At 69.6% G+C, this 23,145-nt stretch carries 15 protein-coding genes; 6 read left to right on the top strand and 9 right to left on the bottom strand.

The genetic code is table 11. From position 1 onward, the window contains the following. Window positions 1-12 precede the first annotated feature (12 nt). From ACXJJ3_RS14185 to ACXJJ3_RS14160, 6 genes are all read right to left on the bottom strand, one after another. Window positions 13-915 carry a hypothetical protein gene (locus ACXJJ3_RS14185; RefSeq protein WP_458170494.1) on the bottom strand — a complete coding sequence of 301 codons (903 nt, stop codon included), beginning with the start codon at window positions 913-915 and terminating at the stop codon, window positions 13-15. Beyond that, window positions 912-3,389 carry an Hsp70 family protein gene (locus ACXJJ3_RS14180; RefSeq protein WP_458170493.1) on the bottom strand — a complete coding sequence of 826 codons (2,478 nt, stop codon included), beginning with the start codon at window positions 3,387-3,389 and terminating at the stop codon, window positions 912-914. Before ACXJJ3_RS14180 ends, ACXJJ3_RS14185 begins: the two co-directional genes overlap by 4 nt. After that, a complete protein-coding gene (locus ACXJJ3_RS14175) occupies window positions 3,382-3,864 on the bottom strand; it encodes a hypothetical protein (protein ID WP_458170492.1) in 483 nt (160 codons plus the stop codon). The genes ACXJJ3_RS14180 and ACXJJ3_RS14175 overlap by 8 nt, the downstream gene beginning before the upstream one ends. Continuing rightward, a complete protein-coding gene (locus tag ACXJJ3_RS14170; protein WP_458170491.1) occupies window positions 3,861-5,924 on the bottom strand; it encodes a hypothetical protein in 2,064 nt (687 codons plus the stop codon). The genes ACXJJ3_RS14175 and ACXJJ3_RS14170 overlap by 4 nt, the downstream gene beginning before the upstream one ends. Window positions 5,925-6,070: 146 nt before the next feature. Beyond that, window positions 6,071-7,528 carry a glycoside hydrolase family 76 protein gene (locus tag ACXJJ3_RS14165; protein WP_458170490.1) on the bottom strand — a complete coding sequence of 486 codons (1,458 nt, stop codon included), beginning with the start codon at window positions 7,526-7,528 and terminating at the stop codon, window positions 6,071-6,073. Between the two features lie 167 nt (window positions 7,529-7,695). Beyond that, a complete protein-coding gene (locus tag ACXJJ3_RS14160; protein ID WP_458170489.1) occupies window positions 7,696-8,211 on the bottom strand; it encodes a hypothetical protein in 516 nt (171 codons plus the stop codon). Window positions 8,212-8,292: 81 nt separating this feature from the next. Between ACXJJ3_RS14160 and ACXJJ3_RS14155 the strand changes: the two genes are divergently transcribed. The 6 genes from ACXJJ3_RS14155 (at window position 8,293) to ACXJJ3_RS14130 (ending at window position 19,069) form a co-directional block, all read left to right on the top strand. Then, window positions 8,293-9,114, top strand: coding sequence for a tryptophan 2,3-dioxygenase (locus ACXJJ3_RS14155; RefSeq protein WP_458170488.1), 822 nt, complete (start codon window positions 8,293-8,295; stop codon window positions 9,112-9,114). 15 nt (window positions 9,115-9,129) lie between these two features. Then, entirely contained in the window at window positions 9,130-9,786 is a 657-nt protein-coding gene (locus tag ACXJJ3_RS14150) for a hypothetical protein (RefSeq protein ID WP_458170487.1), read from the top strand. A gap of 47 nt (window positions 9,787-9,833) precedes the next feature. Continuing rightward, window positions 9,834-10,517 carry a response regulator transcription factor gene (locus ACXJJ3_RS14145; RefSeq protein WP_458170486.1) on the top strand — a complete coding sequence of 228 codons (684 nt, stop codon included), beginning with the start codon at window positions 9,834-9,836 and terminating at the stop codon, window positions 10,515-10,517. A gap of 2 nt (window positions 10,518-10,519) precedes the next feature. After that, on the top strand, window positions 10,520-11,824 hold the full coding sequence (locus ACXJJ3_RS14140; RefSeq protein ID WP_458170485.1) for a sensor histidine kinase: 1,305 nt from the start codon (window positions 10,520-10,522) through the stop codon (window positions 11,822-11,824). A gap of 510 nt (window positions 11,825-12,334) precedes the next feature. Continuing rightward, window positions 12,335-18,025, top strand: a complete 5,691-nt coding sequence (locus tag ACXJJ3_RS14135) for a COG1361 S-layer family protein (protein WP_458170484.1) — start codon at window positions 12,335-12,337, stop codon at window positions 18,023-18,025. 99 nt (window positions 18,026-18,124) lie between these two features. After that, a complete protein-coding gene (locus tag ACXJJ3_RS14130) occupies window positions 18,125-19,069 on the top strand; it encodes a hypothetical protein (RefSeq protein WP_458170483.1) in 945 nt (314 codons plus the stop codon). On the opposite strand, the gene ACXJJ3_RS14125 is transcribed toward ACXJJ3_RS14130, so the two are convergent. Genes ACXJJ3_RS14125 through ACXJJ3_RS14115 form a run of 3 tightly spaced genes read right to left on the bottom strand, consistent with a single transcriptional unit; the run spans window position 19,045 to window position 23,131 of the window. Further along, window positions 19,045-19,743 (bottom strand): polysaccharide deacetylase family protein, encoded by a 699-nt coding sequence (locus ACXJJ3_RS14125; protein WP_458170482.1) that lies wholly within the window; start codon window positions 19,741-19,743, stop codon window positions 19,045-19,047. The two genes, ACXJJ3_RS14130 and ACXJJ3_RS14125, sit on opposite strands and share 25 nt — an antisense overlap. Further along, window positions 19,740-21,512, bottom strand: a complete 1,773-nt coding sequence (locus tag ACXJJ3_RS14120; RefSeq protein ID WP_458170481.1) for a hypothetical protein — start codon at window positions 21,510-21,512, stop codon at window positions 19,740-19,742. Before ACXJJ3_RS14120 ends, ACXJJ3_RS14125 begins: the two co-directional genes overlap by 4 nt. After that, window positions 21,512-23,131, bottom strand: coding sequence for a substrate-binding domain-containing protein (locus ACXJJ3_RS14115; RefSeq protein ID WP_458170480.1), 1,620 nt, complete (start codon window positions 23,129-23,131; stop codon window positions 21,512-21,514). The genes ACXJJ3_RS14120 and ACXJJ3_RS14115 overlap by 1 nt, the downstream gene beginning before the upstream one ends. Window positions 23,132-23,145 lie beyond the last annotated feature (14 nt).

Here is a 23,145-nt window from a genome sequence, read left to right as displayed (position 1 = left end):
GTCATCATGGCATCACCGCTCGGTCACCGGAGCCAACGTGACCGTGACAGTGCGGTTCTTGGCGGCCGTCCGGTACGGCGGGTGTGCCTGGTCGCCGGACTGCATCGCGAACGCGGTCAACGGCAGCCCTGACGCGGCACTGAGCTGCTGCGTCGCCACGCGAGCCCTCAGCAGGCCCATCCGCGACCCACCGGCCTTTGGACTCCCGGGGACAACGACGGAGTAGCCGGTGACGGTCGTGGTCGCGTTGAGCCCCGTTAGGCGTTTGCCGAGAGCTGTGAGAGCTGTTTGCCCGGTAGGACTCAAGTCTGTGCCGGACGTGAACACTGCGTCGACGAACACCACCCGTACAGCTCCCTGCCCACGCTGAACGACCACACCGGGTCCGGCTGCCCACTTCTGGATCACATCCAGCTGGCTGGCCACCGCAGCCGCAGCCGCCCGCTTTTGAGCCTCCAACACGGCCAACTGGCGCTGCAGCTCGGCCGCTCGCTCCTCAGCCTCCGTATCCACCGAAGCCGTTACAGTCGGCGGCACAGGCTCAGCCACGGGCGTACTTCGCCCATCTAGTAGCGCCCCACCGGCAACCACGGCGCCTACCAACACCACGCCCGCGACCACCGGAAGTACAGGCCGCGCCGCCCGTCGCCGGCCTCGAATGGCGGCAACCATCCGCCGCCCGTCAGCGGCAGCCGCCTGCACGGCAGGTGAGCCTGCGGTCTGCTCGACTTTGGCCCACAGGGCGTCTGCTTCCACCCACTGCTTCTGCTGGGCTCGGATGCGGGCCAGCAGGTCCAACGCTTCCACCGACGGATCATCCAGCCCGGTCAGGAGGGCGGCCGCGCCGGACAGGTCACCCTGGCGGGCCAGGTCGGCCGCGCGAGTGGTGGTGACGTGCTGGCGGAGAGCGCTCATCTGGTGAGTCCGATGATCGTGTCGCGCTCGTCCCGGGGCAGCAGCCGGATCATCTGCTGGACAACGTGTTCCAGCTCGCGCTCGTCCCGCTTGTCGATCGCCGTGCGGCCCTCCCGCACCAGCCGGTCCGCCTCGGTGGTCGGCGGCAGCAGACCCGGCTGACGGACGACGTCCCAGTACACGGCCTCGTACCACCCGGGCTGCCGCCGGTACAGCCGTGCCATGAAGAGCTCGGTCCGGTCCGTGACCGCGTCGATCGCGGCCAGGTCCTGCTCGTCGATCGCCTGCTGGCCCGCTTCCCGCAACGCGGTCAGCTCCTGCTCGTCCCGTACCGCGCCCGCGCGCTCGACCAGTTCCGCCGCCTCTGCCAGCAGATCAAGCAGCTCCCGCGTACGCCGAGGCAGCGCGACCAGATCGTCGATGTCGTCCAGATCCGCCTGCAGATCCCGCAACCGGTCCTCGGCCGTCGCCGCCGCACCGGCATCGGTCGCGGCCGCCCGTACCTGCTCACGTACGGTCGGAAGCGTCTCCTCCGCCTCCAGCCGTCGCAGCTGCTCGTCCACGTCCGGCAGATCCGACGACCGCTGCAGTACGTCGTACCGTTCCTCCGCCTCCGCCAGCTGCTGTTCGAGTACGTCGGCCGACGGCGTCCGCACCGACCCGAGGTCGATCTCCGCCTCGAACTGCGCACCGATCAGCGGTACGTCGGCCACCACCGTCACCAGGTTCGACGCGTCGACCTCGAACGTGACCTCGACCTCGGTACCAGCCGGCAGGTCCATCCGCAGGTCGACCGGCGTGATCGTCAGCTGCCCGACCGGGCGGTTCCGGTTCGCGCGCCGCCGTTCGCCTTGCACCACAGGGATCCGGAGCATCGCCTCGTCGTCGCGCCGCAGCAGCGTGTTCGACGTGCGGAAGGTCTCGCGGGCCGTGGTCGGTACCCCGGCGCCCTTGCGCAGCAGCGGCGAGAACGTCTTGTCGGCGAGCTGAATGCCGAGCGAGTGCGCGAGCCGCGCGCCGCCGAACGTCTCGGTCCGATGCCTGACGGAAAACGTGTTCGGAACAAGTTTCCGCGGTGTTCCGGCTGGATCGATCAGCTCGACCACGAACCGCGACGTCCGCTTCTCGTCCAGCTCGACCTCGGTCGCGAACGCACCGACCCGGTTCAGCGCGATGTTCGCGGTCCGGAACGGCGGCCGTCCTTCCGGGTTCGCGAGGACGACGGAGTACCCCGTCCAGTCCTGGTCGCGGCCGGCGCTGACCCGCCCGGCGACCGTGGTGGTCGTGGTGGTGACGGCCGGCTCGTACGACAGCTCGATCCCGAACTCGCCCGCCGCCGGGGCGGTGGTCACCGGCGCCGGGTGCCGGATCGTGCTCGCGAACACCGCGGCGCCGCGCGCGACCACGGTCGACGGATCCAGCCGCGTCTCCAGCTCGATGCCGATCCCGTCGGCCGGGTCCGCGAGCCGTGCCCGCAGCCCGGGGGAGAGCGTCACGCCGCCGACCAGCAGCAGCTTGTCGATCGCGTCCGGGGCGAGCCCGTTCTCCCGCATCGCCTGCCGGCACAGGTTGATCGCGCGGACGTAGTACGGCTCGGCGACCTGGTCGAGCGCGTCCCGGGTGAGCGTGAAGTCGAACGTCTCGGAGGACCCGTCCGGAGTGTCCAGCTCGACCAGTACGGACGTCGCGTCGATGCTCGACAGCGCGATCTTCGCCTCCTCCGCGGCGGCCTTCAACCGGGCGAAGTTCCGCCCGTGGCGTGGGTTCTCGCGGCGGAACTCGGTCATCCCGAACTCCGACGCAGCGGCCGGTGCGAGCACCCGTTCGACCAGAGCCCAGTCGATCAGCTTGCCGCCGAGGTACGGGTCGCCGGCGTGGTGCAGCACCCGCAGTTCGCCGTCCCGCTTGTTGACCACCGCGGCGTCGAACGTGCCGCCGCCGAAGTCGAACACCATCCAGTACGCGCGATCGCTGGTGTCCTGCAACCCGTACGCGAACGCGGCCGCGGTCGGCTCCTGCAGCAACGGCGACCCGGGCACGAACCCGGCCAGGGTCGCCGCCTCCACGGTCGCCTTGTTCTGGTTCAGCGCGAACGCCGCCGGGACCGTGATCACCGCCGCCGTCAGCACCTCGTTGTTCAGGTACCGCGACGCGTCCCCGCGCAGCGACTTCAGCACCTCCGCCGACAACTGCGGCGGCGTCAGCTGTACGCCGGCCTTCTCGAACGACCGCACCGCGTCCGACAGGCCCATCTCCAGCTTGAACTCGGACGCCGTGTTCCGCGGATCCGACTCGACCCGGGTCCTGGCCTTGGCGCCGACGCGGACCTCACCGGCGCGCGGCAACCAGACCGCCGACGGCGTGGTGTCGTGCTGCTCGATGTTCTTGATCACGGTCGCGTCGCCGCCCACCGCCAGGGCGATCGCGCTGTTGGTGGTGCCGAGATCGATCCCGATGTCGATGGTGTCACGCATGACTGTCCTCGCTGTTCTTGGTCGAATGGGGCGGCACGGCAACAATCACCTGAGCGGTCTGCAGCTGCCGGTCGCGGTGGTAGACCGCCGGCCGCACCGTCTCCACGACCGTCTCCTCGGTCGCCGCCGGATCGTCGGAGTACAGCAGTACGTCGACCGAACGCCCCGCCCGGAACGGCTCTCCGTCGTGGTCCTGCACCGTCAACCCGGCCGCGGCCAGCGCATCCGCACACGTCCGCAGGTACCGCGCCGCCTGCCGCCCCTGACTTTCCTTGCCCTGAGCAAGCTTCCGGCGGGCCCGCCACAGATTGGTCGCCGCCTCCGCCAGCGCGTCGTCCGCGGGATCCTCGGCCACGGCCGACCCGAGTTCGGCCAGACACGCGTCGAGCTCGTCGTACTCCGCGCCGGACAAGCTCGGCGCCGCGATCCGGAACGCCTTGTGCTGCCGCCACTGGCGGAATCCTGCCCAACTCATGTCAGCGCTCCCTTGAACGGCTTGTCGTCGGCGCGATGCACGAGGCAGTACGCGTACATGACCTGCTTCGGCTCGGACCACCAGCTGTGATCGGGCGATCCCGGCGTGGTCGCGAACCCGGGCCGGCCCGGAATCCCGCGCGAACACGTTTTCCGGGCCCGCGCGACCACCGCGTCGTCCCCCGGCCACGGCGTACCGGCCGGATAGATCGTCGGGTAGGAAACGATCTGCGCCCAGTGCCATTCGGTGCAGCGGACGATCCCGACATCGACCGAGGCGTCCCCGGCCGGCAGCTTCTGTACGCACGTACCGACCGGCGCGTTCTGTGCGCGATCCCTGGCGAACAACGACATCAGCACCGGCTGCGACGTCTTCGGCGCATCGGGCCGGGCCGCCGCGCCCGCGACCATCGGCTCGCCGTCCTCGTGGTGGATCACGCAGGTCGCGTAGTTCTCGTACGAGGTCGCGTGTTTCCCGTCGTTCCAGTCCTTCGCGCCGGCATAGAACGCCTGGACGGTGAACCCGGAGTGGTCGAGGTGCTGCTGGGCGACCGCCTCGCCGCAGGCGAAGTACGCGAGGGCGTTCGCCTGCACGTCACCCGGGTACGCCGACGGGACCTTGGTGATCGGGACGTACGCGATCACCTCACCCCAGTGGTCCGCGTCGCAGTTGCCCTTGCGTAGCGCGGTCGGATCGTCGCCCGGCTTGCCGAGGCAGACCCCGGCGGGCGGGTTGTCGGCGATCTTCTGGTTGAACACGTCCACGTGCCGCGGCCACCAACGCCACAGGCTGAGTGCGATCAGCGCGAGGGCAATGATGAGCACGACCCAGACCCGCCGCCACGGTCGCCGGCGGACGTAGACCGGCCGCCGGACGGGGCCGCGGACCGGCTGCCGTTTGCGAGTCGTCGTACCGCGGCCGAACTCCGCGAGCATCCGGTCGATCTCGGCGATCACGGTCGGCGAGGTTGTGCTGTGCCTGATGCTGCGCAGGACCCGGGTCGCGGCGCTCTTGCCCTGCGCCCGCTGGATCGCGTAGACGCGGTCCCGGAAGTCCCTGATCGCGCGTTGGGTCTCGCCGATGCCCTGCCGGTTCTCGTTGATCAGATCGTGTTCGCGCTGGTCGATCGCGATCCGGCTGGCCAGGTCCAGCCAGCGTTCGGCGCGGCCGTCGGCGTCCTCGCCGCGGTTCATCAGGTCGACGGCGCAGTTGTTCAGCAGGATCGCCACCTGATCGTGCAGTCCCGAGGTCCGGTGGTTCTCCTTCGACGGCAGCAGCGCGTCCAGGCGGCGCAGCTTGGGCAGCAGTTCCTTCTCGATCTCGTCGACGATGCCGTCGGCGGGGTCGATCCCGATCCGCTGCGCGATCCGGGTCCGGCGGTCCTCGAGGTCCTCGTAGAACGGCGCGGCCGCGGACTCGAGCAGCCGCCGGTGCAGCTGCTCGGCCTGCGGGAACTTCCGGGCGAGTTTGACCAGTACTCCGGCACGCTTGAGCGGAGCGGCGACCGCCAGATCCACGGCGGGCTGCACGAGCGTGCGCGGCAGTTCGCGCTCGAGCCCGGTGACCGCCGTACGGTCGAGCTGGCGGTCGTCCAGGTCCCGCACCCGGGACTCCAGATGTGCGGTGGATGCGCCGACGACCTTCGACCAGGACTGCCAGGCGCTGTTCCAGTCGACGTCCGGGCGCCCGCCGTCCTGCTCCTTGCTGATCGCGGAGCTGTGTGCGGCGACCGCAGCGTCGTGGTTGCGGTGCAGCGTCGGCGAGCAGCCGCAGCTGGACACGTCGTCGCCCCACGGCGCGAACATCTCGTGGACCAGCCGGCGGCGCGGATCGCCGAGGATCAGGTCGCAGGCGGCCTGGATCTCGTGCGGGTCGCGGGAGGTCGCCGTACCGAGGTCGACGTCGGCGCCGACGGCGAGCGCGGCCCGCAGCCGCTGCGCCACCTGCCGCGCGGTGCGGGCGTCCGCGTCCGCGAGCAGGCCGCTGATCCGGAACGCGTTCCGGCGGTAGAGGTCCGGTCCGGCGAGTCTGCGCAACTCGTCGGCGATCGGGTCCGGCACCGGCTCACCCCCAGGGTCCCGGGCCGGCCGTGCTGCCGGCCCGTCATCTCACCCTGGCATCCGAATCCGGCCGTGTGAGCGCCGTTCGGACCGGTCTGGACCCGCCCTGGATCCCCTGTGGACAGCCCCTGGACCGAACCTGCATTTCACACGGTGTTGAGCAGATCGACCACCGACTGTTGGCGGGCCGCGTCGAGCTTGTCGACCGGGCCGGACCAACGTAGGCCGTACTGGTCCATCGGGGTTCGGTCGGCGGCGTACGCGCGGTCGGCCTGTTTCTGCAGGTACGCCGTGTACGGGTGGTCGGACAGCGCCGCGTTCAGTTTGCCGAGGCCGCGGACGTGGGCGCCCTTGAAGGACGGGCCGTCGCCGCCGCAGTCGCCGTCCTCGCACGGTTCGCGGAGGATGCCGTCGGAGGTGTGCAGCGACGCCGCGGTCGTCGACGCGTCCGCGAGCTGCCGCGCGCTGGTCAGGTACGCCGAGTTGTTCGTTGCCTTCGACAACTCGGTGAGCGCGCCGATCAGCACGCCCTGGTTGTACGTCCACGCGGTCTGGCCGTTGTTCTTGCAGGTGGCCAGGTCGATCCCGTCGTTCACCAGGTGCGAGCCGTTGATCATCCCGGTCTGCTGGAACCACGTCCAGCCGTTCTGCGCTCGCTGCAGGTACGTCGTGTCGCCGGCGATCCGCGTGTGCAGCTGCGCGTTCAGCTGGATGTACAGCGAGTTCGAGATCGCGTTCTTGTACGTCTTCGCCTCGCTCCACCACACCCCGCCGCCGCACGTGTTGTCCCAGTACGCCGCCATGTGGTCCGCGTCCGCGCGCGCCGTCTGCAGGTACCGCGCCTCACCGGTCAGGTCGTACGCCGCGACCCACGCCAGCCCCCACCACCCGGTGTCGTCGATGTAGTCGTTGCGGAACTGGCCCTCGAACTTGTTCAGGTTCAGGTCGTACGTCGTGCCGATCGCGTACTTGTAGCTGGCCATCCCGCTGACCCGGATGTTGTCGATCAACGCGTTCAGCGCGTTTGCGGAGTTCCACCAGCCGGTGGTGTCGAACAGCCCGCTGGAGAGGTTGTAGTCCTGCATCAACGCGGTCGCGGCCGCCGTACGCCGGTCCCAGGAGTTCCAGGTGACCCGCGCCCACGGCGTACAGGCGATGTCCGCGCGGTCGCCGGCCTTGCCGCAGGCGCGGAGGGCGCCGACGCCGAGGTTGTTCCAGTCGTCGACGTTGTACATCTGCGTGCGCCAGCCGCGTTGGCCGGACGGGATCGCGGTGTTGCCGAGCCGGCTGCCGGCCGACCAGGTGCGACCGCCGTCCATCGAACGGTCCAGCCACACCTCGTCACCGGGGTTGCCGTTGTCGATCGAGGCCCAGCCCATCGCGTCGTCGTCGTCGAGGTGCAGCGTGATCGTGCGGCCGAAGAGGGTGGCCGAGACCGGCGTGCGTTCCTTGGGTGCGAGAGCGGGGTCGCGGGCGTCGCAGTACTTGTTGCAGATCGTTGCCTGGGTCGTCATGTTCACCGGTGGGGTCTCGGCCGGCGCGGGCAGCGGTGCGCCGAGGGGAGCGAGCAGGAGGGCAACACTGGAAACGATTCCAACGGACATCACAGATCTCCCTGGGGCGGTAGGAAGAGAGCGGTGTCACCGACGGTAGGCGGAGCACTTCGGCCCGTCAAGGGCGGACCGCCAGGCCATCACAATCGCCGCCTTCGGGCGGCCGCCCGCCGGGATCCGCCGCAGGCGCCCGATTGTGATGGCGTGCAGGTCCGGGGTCAGAAGCTGAGCAGCGCCGCGAGCACGGTGGCGGCCACGAGCACCGTGGCGGCGATCGCGACCCGGCGGCCGCGGGCCCGGCGGCGGGTCAGCGCCGTACGGTCCGGGCGGGTGCTGCACGGGTCGAAGCCGAGCGCGTCGGCCGGCGCCAGCACACTGCCGAGGCGTGCCGCGAACGAGCGCCGCTCGGCCTGCCGGGTCGCCTCGTCGACCACCCGGCGGCGCATGAACTCCCGGTGCCGCGTCGCCGGAACCCGCAGGTCCGGCGGCCCGACCAGGCTCGACGGCAGCGCCAGTTCGGTCGGCAGCGGCAGCCCCGGCGGGAGCGCCCGCTGGACCACCGCATGCGCGGCCGCCACCCGCCTCGCCCGGCTGATCGCAGGCGGGAGGATCAGGTAGGCAAGGTGGACGAGCGACCGGTAGTCGTCGAGCAGCAACGCCTCGACCAGCGGTTCCTCCCGGGTCGGCCCCTGGACCGGACCGGGAACGATCGGTGATTCGACCGTGGCGGACATGCGACTCCTCGACTCGGCGTACGGAAGGACCAACGAACGAATCACTGACCAGTCACGGAACCGTCGGCTAGTCTCCGTCACATGAGCGCTGGTGACGGGGTGACAGGGCAGTGGGGCGGGGTCGACGTGCACTTCGGGGAGGAGGGCGGCCGGCTCACGTACGGCAGCTACCTGCGACTCACCGAGCTGCTCGACCAGCAGCGGCTGGAGTCCGAGCCGCCGGCCCACGACGAGCTGCTGTTCATCACGATCCACCAGGTGTACGAGCTGTGGTTCAAGCAGAATCTGCACGAGCTGACCGCGTCCCGGGACGCCATGCTCGCCGGCGAGCTGTGGCTCGCCGAGCACCTGCTCCGCCGGGTACACACGATCGAACGGGTCCTCACCCAGCAGGTCGACATCCTCGAGACCATGACCCCGCAGGACTTCGGCGAGTTCCGGCACCGGCTGTCGCCGGCCTCCGGGTTCCAGTCCGTGCAGTTCCGCGAGATCGAGTTCCTGTCCGGCGCCAAGGACCCGTCGTTCGTCCGCCGGTTCCGCGGCCTCACCGACGCCGAGAAGGACCGCCTGCGCCGCCGCCTCGAGGAGCCGACGCTCTGGGACGCGTTCCTCGGCGTACTGCGCAAGGGCGGGTTCGAGACCGACTCCGAGGACTCGATCCGGGACGCGCTCCGGAAGGTGGCCGGCGACCGCTCGCACTACGCTGCCATCTGGGAGCTCGCCGAGGCACTCCTCCAGCACGACGAACTCGCCGCGGCGTGGCGCGCCCGGCACGTCGTGATGGTCGAGCGGATGATCGGTACCAAACCGGGTACCGGAGGGTCGTCCGGCGCCAACTACCTCCGCAGTCGCCTCGATCTCCGCTACTACCCGCTGCTCTGGGACCTCCGCTCCACCCTCTGACAGAAGGGTCCGCCCGTGAAGCTCTACTCCGAGGTAGGCGCACAGCGGGCAGGGCAACTGATCGGGGACCTGGTACTACTCGCGTGGATCTGGCTCTGCGTGGAGCTGGGGTTGCTCGTGCACCGGATGGTCGAGGCCCTCGACATGCCCGGGCGCAAGGCCGCCGAAGCCGGCGACGGGTTGGCCGGCGAATTGCGGAAACTCTCGACGCCGATCGGGAAAGTGCCCGCGGTGGGGGACGAGCTGCGCTCGCCGATCGACGGAGCGGCCGGAGCCGCGGGCAAACTCGCACAGGCAGGGCGGGACCAGGCGCACGCGGTCGATCAGCTCGCGTACGTGCTCGCCGCGGTGACCATCGGGCTGCCGGTGCTGTTCGCCGTACTGATCTGGGTGCCGCGGCGGATCCGGTTCTCCCGGCGGGCCACCGCGGCGCAGAAGTTCATCGACAGCGCCGCCGACCTCGACCTGTTCGCCCTCCGCGCGATGGCGAACCAACCCATGCACAAACTCGCCAAGATCTCCGACGACCCCGTCGCCGCCTGGCGCACCGGCGACACCGACGTCATCACCCGCCTCGCCACCCTCGAACTGCGCGCCACCGGCCTGAAACCACCGCTTTCCGGAAACAAACCGTCGTCTGGTGACGAAAAAGTTCCGGAGAGGAGCGCTTAACGGGCGCTTGAGGGTCCGATAACGGGACGACAGCTACCCTCGGGGACATGGCACGGGTGCTGCTGATCGAGGACGACGACGCGATCCGGCTGTCGCTGGGGAAGTCCCTGACGGCGGCCGGCCACGTCGTGTCCTCCGTCGCCGCCGGTGCCGACGGCGTCGCCGCCGTGGCTCGCGAGAAGCCCGAAGTACTGCTGCTCGACCTCGGCCTCCCCGACCTCGACGGCCGCGACGTACTCGCGATGGTGCGGGCCGTCAGCGACGTACCCGTGATCGTCGCCACCGCCCGGGACGACGACGCCAGCGTGGTACGGCTGCTCGACGCGGGCGCCGACGACTACGTGATCAAGCCGTTCAGCGCCGCCCAGATGGATGCCCGGATCCGCGCCGTACTGCGGCGCCTCGGCACCGACCAGCAAGGCGAGTCGACCGTCGAGATCGGCGGGCTGCGGATCGACCCACGCAGCCGCGAGGTCACCGTCGACGGCACACCCGTCGACCTCACCCGCAAAGAATTCGACCTGCTCCTCGCGCTTTCCCGGCGCCCCGGAGCCGTCGTCAGCAAGCGCGAACTGCTCGCCGAGGTCTGGGGCCTGCCGTGGGGCGGCGGCGACCGGACCGTCGATGTCCACCTGTCCTGGCTGCGCCGGAAGCTCGGCGAAACAGCCGCCGAACCGCGCTTCCTGCACAGCGTCCGCGGCGTCGGCGTCAAACTCGCCGCGGACGGCTGAGCATGCGCCGCCGGATCCTGCTCCTCTCGGTCGGCATGACCACCCTGGTCGTGCTCGCGTTCGCTATTCCGCTCGTGCTGCTGCTCCGCAGTACCACCGCCAGCGAAGCCCAGGACAAAGCCCGCAACCGGGCCGAAACCGTCGCGTACTACGTCGGCGACAAGGACCACACCGCCGACGACGTCACCGCCTACATCAACGGCCTCCCGCCCGGACCCGGCAAGATCTCCGTACGGCTCGCCGACGGTACGACGCTCGGCGACCCGCCGCCCGGCGGCGTCCCCACCCCCAAAGAACTGCCTGCCGGGTACGACGGCGACGACGACCAGAAAGGCCCGCCGAAAGTCGGCGACGCCGACTACCGCGACATCAACGGCGGCCTCGCCGTCGACGTCGCCGTCGGTACCCCCAACGGTCCCGCCACCGTCTGCCTCTACCTCACCAGCGACGAGCTGTACGCCGGCCTGATGCCGCGGCTGTGGATCCTCATCGGCGGCAGCCTGCTCGTCCTCCTGCTCAGCATCGTCGGCGCCGAACTCGTCTCCCGGCGCCTCGCCCGCCCCCTCGAAGAAACCGCGAGTACCGCCGAACGCCTCGCCCGCGGCGACATGGACGCCCGCGCCCCCACCACCGGCCCCGCCGAAGTCGCCAAAGTCGGCGCCGCCCTCAACGGCCTCGCCGACCGCATCGACGAAGTCATCGCCGTCGAACGCGAAGCCGTCGCCGACCTCTCCCACCGGCTCCGCACCCCGCTCACCGCACTCCGCCTCCAAGTCGAAGCCCTCACCGACCGCGAAAGCGCCGAAGAGCTCAACACGCAGGTCACCAGCCTCGAACGAACCCTCACCGCCGTCATCAGCGCCGCCCGCCGGCCCCAACGCGAAGGCCGCGTCCCACACTCCGACGCCGTCGAAGTCACCCGCCAACGCGCCGCGTTCTGGGAACCGCTCTTCGAAGACCAAGGCCGCGAGCTCGCCCTCGACCTGCCTCAGAAGCCGGCCACCGTCCGGTCTTCCGCCGAAGACCTGGGCGCGGCCCTCGACGCCCTCGTCGAAAACGTCGTCGCCCATACGCCTGACGGAACCCCTGCCCGCATCACCCTCACCCGCGCCGACAACATCGTCCACATCGTCGTCGCCGACAAAGGCCCCGGCATTCCCCTCGGCGCCGGCGAACGCGGCCGCAGCGACCGAGGCTCCACCGGTCTCGGCCTGGACATAGCCCGCCGCTGCGCCGAAGCCGCCGGCGGCGCGCTCACCCTGCACCGCAACGAGGTTGAGTTGACCCTCAAGGCCGCCGACAGCTGAACCACCGCTCCGTATAAGCGCGAAGGTGGTCTTCCCGCCCACCCACCCCAGGAGGGTGGTGGCGCATGAAGGTGATGGCTGGGGTGGGAGGTGGTTGTCCCGCCCACCCACCCGGAGGCTTGTGGGGTGGGCCGTCGTCGCCGGAGTCAGAGGTGGTTGCTCCGTCCAACCGCCGGGAGGTGGTTGCTCCGTCCAACCACCCGGATCCGGTTGCCTCGTCCAACCACTCGGAGGTGGTTGCCCTCCCAACCACCCGGAGGGGGTTGCCCCTCCCACCCCCCCGCCTACGGTGCAACCGCCCACCCGGTGGTTGGCCCACCCAACCACTGAGCGACCAACAATCCCCTCCACCCAAGTGTGACCACCACCACCATCCCCCACGCTACGTAGTTGATCAGCTACATTGAGTCCGCCGTGTGGTATGCCTGCCAGGCGCACCACCGAACAGAACGGGGACTTCGGATGGCCGTTCCTGGCCGTGGCTTGCGGATCTTGCTCGGGCTCCTACTCGTGATCACGAGCGGATTGGTGCTACCGGCAACCGCCCGGGCGGACACCGTCCGGGACTTCGGCAAGGTGTTCGGCGCCCAGACGAACGGCGCCGTCCGTATCACCGGGAACAGTCTCCTGACCTGCGACCGCTCCGACGCGGGCTGCCGCGACTCCCTGGCCGGCGGGCGCACCAAGGCGAACAACAACGACTGGAACATGGAGCTCCTCGACCTGGACTCCGACCCCTCCACGAAGTCCTCCTCCGGCGCGACCGTGGCCCTCCCGAACGGCGCCCAGGTCCTGTACGCCGGCCTCTTCTGGGGCGCGGCCCGTGGCGCCGGTCGCGGTGGTACGAGCACCAGCGACGACGGTACGACGATGCGCCTCCGGCTACCCGGCACGTCCTCCTACCAAACCGTCACCGCGGACCGCACCGACTACCTGAACACCGGCTCGAAGAACGACTACTCCTCCTACCTCGACGTCACCGACCTGGTACGGGCCGGAGGCAACGGTGAGTACTGGGGTGCCGACGTCCCCACCGGCACCGGCGCCGACCGCTACGCCGGCTGGAGCCTGGTGATCGCGTACCAGCAGGCCGACGAGCCGCTCCGCGACCTCAGCGTCTTCAACGGCTACGCCAAGGTGTCCAGCGGCGAACCGGTCCGCACCAACATCTCCGGCTTCCTCGCGCCGCCGAGCGGTGCGGTCAACGCCCGGTTCGGCAGCGTCACGTACGAAGGCGACGCGGGCATCACCGGCGACTACTTCGCGGTGAACGGCACCCGGCTCGCCGACGCGCAGAACCCGTCGGCGAACTTCTACGGCAGCCGCGTCACCGACGGCGGCGAGAACCTCGCCGATCGGACCCCGGCGAGTGTGAACAACCTGGGCGTGGACGCCAAGGTCGTCGACGCGGCCGGTGTCCTGCCGAACAACGCGACCAGCGCCGAGCTGACCTTCGCGAGCACCGGTGACGTCTACTACCCGGCCGCCCTGACCACCCAGATCGACCTGTACGCGCCGACCATCGTCGGCACCAAGACGGTCCGCAACCTCGAGGGCAACACCCCGGCGAAGGTTGGCGACACCCTCGAATACACGCTGAGCTTCAGCAACACCGGCGACGACGACGCGCTGCGGTCCGCGGTCCGCGACGAGCTGCCGGCGAACACGACGTTCGTGCCAGGGTCGTTGGCAATCGTCTCGGGGGCGGGCGCCGGGTCGAAGACGGACGGATCGGGCGACGACCAGGCGGACTACGGCGGGCGGACGGTCCGCTTCCGGATCGGCACCGGCGCGAACGCCACCACCGGCGGCCGGCTGGCGAAGGACCAGAGTACGACGGTCCGCTTCCGGGTGACCGTGGACAAGGCGGCCGCCGGTACGACGCTGAACAACGTGGGCCTGCTCGACTACACCGCCGAGACCCTGAACAAGCAGTACACCTACCGCACCGACGAGGTGCTCACCCCGGTCGCGGCCGAGGCGGACGTGTCGATCACGAAGACGGCCAAGCCGGACCCGGTCGCCGCAGGCGGCGAACTCACCTACACGCTGGTTGCCCGCAACAACGGTCCTTCCGCTGCCGAGGACGTGAAGGTCACCGACACCCTCCCGGATGGCGTCACGCTCGTGTCCGCCAAGCCCACGCAGGGATCCTGCACCGCGACGACGTGCGAGCTCGGCACGATCAACTCGGGGTCGACGGCAACGATCACGGTGGTGGTACGGGTGTCGGCGGCAACGACCGTGACCAGCCTCACGAACGTGGCAACAGTCACCAGTTCCACCTCGGACCCGAACCTCGACAACAACACGTCCTCCGTGACCACCGACGTCACGCGGACCGCCGACCTCCAGATCGTGAAGACCGTCGCCCCGGCCCACCCGGCTCCGGGTGAGTCCGTGGTGTTCACGCTCGCCGTCAAGAACAACGGGCCGTCCGACGCCGAGCAGGTGCGGATCGCCGACGCGGTCCCGGCCGGCTTCACGATCACCGGTGTGCAGTCGACGGCGACCTGTACGACGGCGGGGCGCGACGTGAACTGCACCCTGGCCCGGCTCGCGGCCGGGGCGAGCGTCTCCGTGCGGATCGCGGCGACGCTCGACGCCGGCTACCAGGGCGGCGCGCTGACCAACACCGCGAAGACCGTCAGCGACACTCCGGACCCGGACGATTCGAACAACACCGACACCGTGACGATCACCCCGGCGGCACCAAAGGCGGACGTGGTCGTGACGAAGACGACGGTGACCAAGCCGGTCGTCGCCGGCGAGCCGATCACCTACCAGATCAAGGTCCACAACACCGGGCCGTCGACCGCGAAGAACGTCAACCTGAGCGACGTCGTACCGTCCGCGCTCACCGACGTCACCGCGGACACCTCAGCCGGCTCCTGCACCGTCAGCTCCGGCCGGGTCGCCTGTCCGATGGGTGACCTGCCGGTCGGTGAGACCGCGATCGTCACCGTCACCGGGACCGTCTCGCCCAAGGCGGTCGGTGACCTGACGAACTCCGCGACCGCCGAGAGCTCCACGCCCGACCCGGACACCAGCAACAACACCGGACGTACGACGGACACCGTCAAGGCAAGCGCCGACCTGGCGATCACGAAGACCGCCCAGCCTGTCCCCGTACACGCGGGGCAGCCGGTCACGTACACGCTGACCGTGACGAACAACGGGCCGTCCGCGGCGCAGTCCGTCAAGGTGACCGACCCGGTACCGTCGCCGCTGCAGTACGTGTCCGCCAAGAGCTCCGCCGGCACCTGTACCGAGGCCAGCGGCACTGTGACGTGTGCCGTCGGCACCGTGGCGCCGGGAGACACCGTCACGGTGACCGTGGTCGCAGACGTCCCGTCCGGCACCGAGCCGAACGACGTGAAGAACACGGCCACCGTCTCGTCGCCCACGCCCGACCCCGTCACAGGCAACAACACCGCGACCCACACGATCACCACGGGCACGCAGGCGAACATCACGATCACCAAGACCGCCTCACCGGACCCCGTGGTTGCGGGCAAGCCGATCACCTACAAGCTGACGGTCCGCAACACCGGTCCGTCGGACGCGCAGGGCATCCGGGTCGTAGACGACGTACCGGACGCGATCACCGGTGTACAGGCGTCCGGGGACGGTGGAGCGACCTGTACCGCGGTCAACGGGCAGGTGCGCTGTCTGGCCGCAACACTCGCCGCCGGCGACAGCTTCGTCGTAACGGTGACAGGAACTGTTGCCGCGAAGACCCCGGCGGGGGAGCTCGCCAACACCGCGACCGCGACCTCTGAGACGCCCACGGACCCGACCACGTCGGACAACACGTCCACCACCACGCCCTCGGTCCGTACTGAGGCTGACCTATCCATCGTCAAGACCGCGCCCGCAACAGCCGTCGCGGGCGACGAGCTGACGTATACACTCGCCGTACGCAACGCAGGCCCGTCGGACGCCGTCGGCACCATCGTGACAGACCCATTGCCTGCCGGTACGACGTTCGTCCGCGCTGCGGGCTGTACGCACGAGAACGAGGTCGTCAGCTGCTCCGTCGGACGCCTGGCGCCCGGCGACGGTACGACGATCACCGTGGTCGTCAAGGTCTCGCCTGACCAGCCGGCCGGGACTCTGACCAACAAGGCGACTGTCAGCTCGCAGACACCGGACCCCAACGACAGCAACAACAGCAGTACGGCCGAGACCACGCTGACCACAGCCGCGGACCTGTCGATCGCCAAGACCGTCAAGCCGTCGCCGCTCGTGGCCGGCGGCGAGGCCGTCTACACGCTCACCGTGCACAACGACGGGCCGTCCACAGCGCAGCAGGCCTCGGTAAAGGACGCCGTACCGAGCGGTCTGACCGTTCTGGAAGCAACGAGCGCCGACGGGACCTGTACGACGGCCAACGCCGCGGTGACCTGTGAGCTCGGTGAGGTGGCACCCAACGGTGACGCCGTTGTTGTCATCCGGGTAGCCGTCGCCGCGTCGCAGACTGCTGCCGTCACCAACGGTGCTTCGGTGGACAGCCCGACGACCGACCCGGACCCGTCGAACAACAAGACCGAGGTGACGACCGAGGTCGAGCAGGCCGCGGACGTCGAGGTCATCAAGAGCAGCGACGAACCGACCGTGATCGCCGGCGGGGGAGTGACCTACCGCCTGACCGTGGTCAACCACGGGCCGTCCGACGCGACCGCTGTCACCGCGGCCGACAGCCTGCCGACTCCGTTGAAGATCGTCTCGGTGGACCCGCAGTGCACCGCGACCGGTCAAACGGTCCGCTGTGCGCTCGGCACGCTCGCCGCGGGCAAGGCCGTGACCGTGGTCATCACAGCAACGCTCGACCCGGCGTACCAAGGGACGTCGCTGGCGAACACGGCCACCGCCACCTCGCCGGTGCCGGACCCGGACGAGAGCAACAACAGCTCCACGATCACTACGCCGGTTGAGACGCTGGCCGACGTCAGCGTCGTCAAAACGTCCGACCCGACCGGAGTGACGCCGGGTAGTGCGTTCGACTACACGATCGTCGTCAACAACGCCGGTCCGTCGACCGCACGAGCAGTAGTGCTGTCCGACACAGTCCCGGCCGGACTCACGGTCACGTCTGCGTCCAAGGGCTGCACTGTGAAGGGCCGTGCGGTGTCCTGTCAGCTGGGTGACCTACCCATCGGTCAGGTCGTCCTCGTGCTCCACGTGCGCCTGGCGGCCGGGTACGAAGGCGCCAGCGTCGTCAATACCGCAAGCGAGACCTCACGGACCACCGACCCGGATCCGTCCAACGACACCGACACTGCGGAGTCTCCGGTCACCGCGTTGGCCGACCTGGCGATCACGAAGACCATGTCCCCGGCCGCACCGGTCGCCGGCCAGTCCGTGAAGTACGTGCTGACCGTGAAGAACAACGGCCCGTCACACGCCCGTACGGTGACCATCACCGACGAACTGCCCCGTGGCCTCAGCAACGTCACCATGACCGGCAACGCCTGCATCCTGCTCCCGCCGGAGGCCCCTGGCGCTCCGGACACTCCGGCAGCCGGCACGGTCCGCTGTACTACGCCGGAGCTCGCCGTTGGGGCCACGGTCACGGTGACAGTCACCGCAACCGTCGTACCCGGGTTCACCGGCTCGCTGGAGAACCTGGCTCGGGTAGGCGCAGCCACCCCGGACCCGGTGATCGCCAACAACGAGGCGAAGGTCAGCGGCCGTACGACGCAGTCCGCGAACCTCAGCGTCCAGAAGACCGCGTCCGCGCCGACCGTGATCGCCGGGCACACCCTGGACTACACGATCGCCGTCCACAACGCCGGCCCGTCGTCAGCAACCGCCGTCACGATCACCGACGTACTCCCGAACGGCCTGAGCCTCACCAGCACGCCCAAGGGATGCGCTACGACCGGGCAGAAGGTCACGTGCGCAGTAGGGCGCGTCGACCCCGGTGTGACGGCAAAGGTCACGCTCACCGTCTTGGTGAACACAACGGCCACCACAGTCGCCAATACAGCCAAGGCCGAGTCACCCACCGCCGACCCGGACCCGAACAACAACACCAGCACTGTCACGGTCCGAGTCACCCCACCCCAGCCCGGCCGCCCGAAGCCGAACCTCCCCAACACGGGTAGCGATGTGAGCCCCGCCATCCTCCTGGCGGCCCTCGCCCTCCTCACCACCGGCCTCGGCGCCATCGCCTTCACCCGCCGCCGCCGCGGCTGACCTGCAACTAGCTGCAATTCCCTCAGCACCAGTCCCCGAGGTCCGCTATAGTCAGCGCGATCTCGGGGGCTAGTGAGATCTTTCCAGAGGGGAACACCCATGAAGTTGCAGCGTTTTGCGCTCGCCTTGGCTGCCGTCGGCCTGACCTCGGCGGCGGTTGCGGCGGCGCCGGCCACCGCGGCCACTCCCGGCGACAGCCACTCCTGGGCGGGCAAGGCGGCGCCGAAGGCGCTGGCCGCCTCCGCCGAGGCGTGTGTCACGTCGATCGCATCGCCCACCGCCGCCGGAATGGTCGACGGCGTGGACGTGACGGCCCAGCGGCCGGTCCTGGCCGATCAGTTCCCGGACGCGATCAAGTTCGTCGGGACCCGCGCGAGCGCCAGCTGGTACGCGGCGGCGAACGCGTCCCTGACCCAGTTCTACTTCTACGGCCTGTTCCTGCAGGGCGGGAACCTGTACCGGCACACGACCTACCTGCCGGACAACAAGCCGCCGGTGGCGACCTTCAAGAAGGTCGGCTCGGGCTGGACCAGCTTCAAGACCATCGCGACCTCGAACTACAGTGTCGGCACGCCGCGGCACTCGTACCTGTACGGCCTGAACAGCAACGGCAGCCTGTACCGGTACTCGATGGTCGGCGCCGGCTTCAAGTCGCTCGGCCCGATCCCGGGCTTCCGCGGCTTCAAGACGATGACGGTCCTCAGCGAGAACGCGACGTACGACACGCTGCTGATGACCACCAACGCCGGTGCGCTCTGGACTGCGCACATCCCGGTGGCCGCTGGTGCGAAGCCGGTCATGAAGCTCGTCCGCTCCTCGGGCTGGGGCGCGTACGAGTCGCTGGTCGTCCAGAGCTGCGGCGACCGTGGCGGGTCGCTGGTCGTCGGCGTGGACAACGACACCAAGTCCGGCTACCTGTACGGCATGAGCAAGGCGAACGGCTCCAAGACCGCCTTCCTCAACTACGGCAAGATCCCGGGGACGTTCAACGGCGTCAGCGCCGTGTCGCTCACCGACCACTACAACCAGCTGGTCGGCGAGTAGTCGTCGAAGCCGACCATTCGGAGGCCTAGCCGTCGTGCTTCTTCCAGTACGGCGGTCAGGCGTTCCGGGTGGATGTGGTTGCCCCGGGCAACCGGGGCGATCTCGTGGGCGTACAGCGCCAGCGTTCCGTCGCCCTCGGCGAGCTCATACAGCAGCTCGCTGAGGGTGGCGACGTCGTCCGTGCGCGGTACGTCGCCCCGTGCGCTGTCGAAGCCCCGCCCGGGAAACACCCGAGTGTCCCCGTGCACCACGGCTGCCCGCGCCGTCTCCAGATCGGTCGGACGCGGGCTCCCGCCGCGCAGCTGATCGAACACCTCCAGCAGTACGGCGTCCGTCGTCTCGTTGCGGCGGCTGTTCGGGTACGCGAAGCTGCGCGCCGTCGCCCCGAGCGACCGCAGCGCCTCCACACTTCCCGCGATCTCGGTCCGCAGGTACTCCGCCGCGCCGACCTCAGCGATCGCCTCGTCCGCGTTCCGATGCCGCGCCCCGTGCGACCCGACCGTATGCCCGGCGGACAGCAACCGCCGGACACCCGCCTGCTCGGCCGCGTCCAGCAGATCCGCCTCGACCACGAAGAACGTCACGCGCGCACCGACCGCCTCGAACAGCGGCAGCGCCTCCTCCCACCCGGCGATGTGGCGATCGTCGAACGTCAGCAGCAGCGTCCCGGTCATGCCTGGCCGTCGATTGACGTACGGACGGCCTGCGGGTGGCCGGTCTTGGTGGTGACCCGGGCCGGCGCGACCAGCCGGAGCTGGGTGCCGTCCGCGGTGACCCAGTGCGCCTGCACGTCCCCGTCGTACACGGTGATCGACGGCGCGGCGACGTCCGGCCGGTCGGCGCCCTCGAAGAGCGAGAACGTACCGGTCAGCTCGACTGGCGCGATGTCCTGCATCGTCAACGAGGTCGGGCCGTCCAGTAGTTCCGCGATCACGAGGATCCGGTCGTCCGTCTGCTCGACCCGAACCTGCGGCTGGTGCTCGCCGAAGCTGATCGAGTCCATACTCCCGACGAGATCGACGCCCGGCGTACTCACCCGGAACTGCCGGCCGATCGCCGAAACCGAACCGCCCTCGGCGCCCGCGATCTCCAGCACCAACCGGAGTGACGACACGGCGAACGCCTGCCCGGCCTCGATCTGATGCAGCCCGATGTGCTCGTCACCACCCGGCGACACGAAGCTCACCGACCACAGCACCTGGCTCCCGGACTGCACCGACGCGAACACGGCCGACGAGAAGTCGTGGTCGTCCTTCATCAGATGCAGCTTGACGAACCGCGACGGTCCCCAGGCCGGGTCGCCCGCCTCCCGCCAGTACCCCATCAACGGCCGGCGCTGCAGCCAGTACTCCCCGACGCTCACGCTGCCGAGCGTCGCGTCCATCCCGTGCCAGGTGGTCCCGACCACCGGCACCTCACCTTCGAGGTAGCTGAACCGCTCCCGGACCACACCCGTTGGCGTGTCCAACAACCGCTCGACCACCGCGGCCGGAGCCTGTACGTCGACCAGGGCCGGACCGGCCAGCCCGAGCGTCGGCGTCAGTTCCGGCAGGTCCGCGAACAGCCCGCGGAAACCGGTCGCCTTCGCGAGCAACGCCAGCAGATCCGGCGTCCGCGCCGGCTCGTCGGTGTACACGCGCGCCATCGGCCCGCTGAGCTGCCCGGTCCGCGCATGCCATCGCCCGGCCAGGTGCTCCCACAGCCGCTCGACGATCCACCGCGCCCCGGCCACCGCCTCCGGCTCGTCGACGTACTGGACGATCGCGGCGATCGCCTCCATCGTGATCGTCCAGTACCCGGCGCTGTTGTACTCCGCGAAACTCCCGGCCGCCTCGATCTGCTCCCGCAGCCGGCCGACCCGGCGGACGGCGTACTCGGTCAGCTCCGCGTCCTTCAGCAGCTGACCGGCGGCCAGTGTCACGAACGTGCCCTTGGCGGCGATGTTCGTGTAGCTCATCGTCACGTTGCGCCGGATGATCGACCGGGCCGCATGCCCGAGCGCGGTCCGCACCACCGTCCGGGTCGGTTCGGACAGCCGCGCCTCGTGCCGGAACAGTACGAACGCCAGCTCCCGCCCGATGAAGTCCGCCCAGTTCCAGTCCGGCGGCACCATCTGGTCCAGCGGCTCTTCGTGGTAGTAGCTCCAGATCCCGTACGTCGGGGACGCGTCGTCGACGTCCTGCTCCGCGAGCACCCGCCGCAGGATCTCCTCGGCGAGCGGCACGTCCGCGGCCGCCCCGGACTCGAGCAGTACCAGCGCGTACACCACGCTCTCCCGGTGCGGGTGCCGGACGCCGGTCCAGATCCGGGTGTGGATCGGGTTGTACTTCGCCTCCTGGGCGACCAGCCCGGCCGCCGCGTCGTACGCCTGGTCACCGGCGACCCGCGCCAGCCGGATCAGCTCGGTATCGAACTGTTCGTAGGACTCGTTCTCGTTCATCATCAGCCCCCCGCGACCTCGGACGCCTTCTGCAGCTCCTGGCGGATCTTGTCGCCGGCGGAGCTCTTCCAGTGCTCGACGTACTCCTTCCAGGCCGACACCGGCTTGCGGCCGAGAATGATGTCGAACTCCATGTTCTGCCGTTCCTTGTCCAACTGCGGGCCCTTGCGCGAGTTGGTGTCCGAGAACAGCGTCTGCGCGAGGTCCATCGTGCCATCGGCGGCGAGCTTCTGCTGCGCGGCGTACTCGAGCTGCACGTACCGCGGGTCGGTCGAGGACGCGACCACCGGCGGCGGCGCGGCCAGATAGTTCAGGCCGAGGCTGCGCTCGTTCGTGAGGTCCTGGTTCAGCACGATCTTGCCGCCGTCGAGCGTGTAGTTGTGGCCCTCGACGCCGGTGCTCAGCAGCCGGTTCTCCGACGTACCGAACGGGGCGGCGAGGAAGTCGGCGATCTTCAGCAGAGTCTCGGCGCGGTCCTTGTTCTTCGCCGGGATCACCGCGATGTTGTTGTTCAGCCCGCCCTTCCAGCCCGGTGCGCTGCCGCCGTCGTACCCGACGACCGGGAACATCCCGATCTTGTCCGCCGGCACGCCCTGCTGGGTCAGGCTCACCCAGGCACTGTACGTCCCGCCGACCAGCGCGGCCTTCTTGCTGCCGAACCACTGCTGCCACTGCGACGGCGGCGCGGCCGCCATGTCCGGGTTCACCAGGCCGTCGGCGACGATCTTCCGGGTCGACTCGAGCGCCTGCTGCTGGTGCTCGTGCTCGATCGAGTTCACCATCGACCCGCCGGACTCCTGCCAGCCGGCCGGGATCGCGAGCATCATCCGGACGTAGTCGAGCGGGCTGTTCGCGAACGCCCAGACGCCGGCCTTCGGGTTGGTCGTTGCCTTGGCCAACTGGTACAGGTCGTCGAAGTTCTCGATCTTCGGCTGCGCGCCGGCCTCCTCGATCAGGTCGGTCCGGTAGTACAGGCCCCACGCGGACAGCAGCCCGCGCGCGATCGGCAGCCCGTACAGCTTGCCGTCGAAGACACACGCCTCCCAGTACCGCGTCGGGACGTTCGCCAGCGCCGGGTACTTCTGCACGTTCTCGCCGGACAGGTACGGCGTCAGGTCCAGCATCTTCGCGGCCAGGAACCGGTCCAGCGACGGGATCGAGTTGTTGATCTGCATCATGTCCGGAAAGTCGTTGCCGGCGCTCATGGTGGCGATCTTGGTGTTGAAATCGTCGCCCGCATTCACCAGCTGCATCTGCACCGGCGATCCGAGCCGCTCGTTCACGGTCTTCCAGAACACGTTGCCCGGCAGCCCGGGCGGCGCCGCGCCGTTCAGCTGCGCGAGCCCGGTGACCGGCTTCCCGTCACCCGGCGTCCGCCCCTTCCACGCGTCCACCAGCGTCGTCGGGTACTTCGTGAACGCGTCGAGCAGTCCCTGGTCGTTTCCGGGCAGGTCCGGCGCCGGCAACCCGGGGAACCGGATGTACTTCGGCAACGCGCCGGCCTTGCTCCGCGGCGAATTGGCCTGCGGCGACGAGCCACCGCCGCAACCGCCCAGCGCCGCCATCGCGCCGACGCCGGCGCCGAGCTTCAACAGGTCCCGTCGGGACAGACCTGACGTCATGATTTCTCCTTGAG

It is taken from the genome of Kribbella sp. WER1 (genome assembly GCF_054189145.1).
Note: the sequence above shows the minus strand (reverse complement) of the source record. Positions and strands in the feature narration are given on the sequence as shown.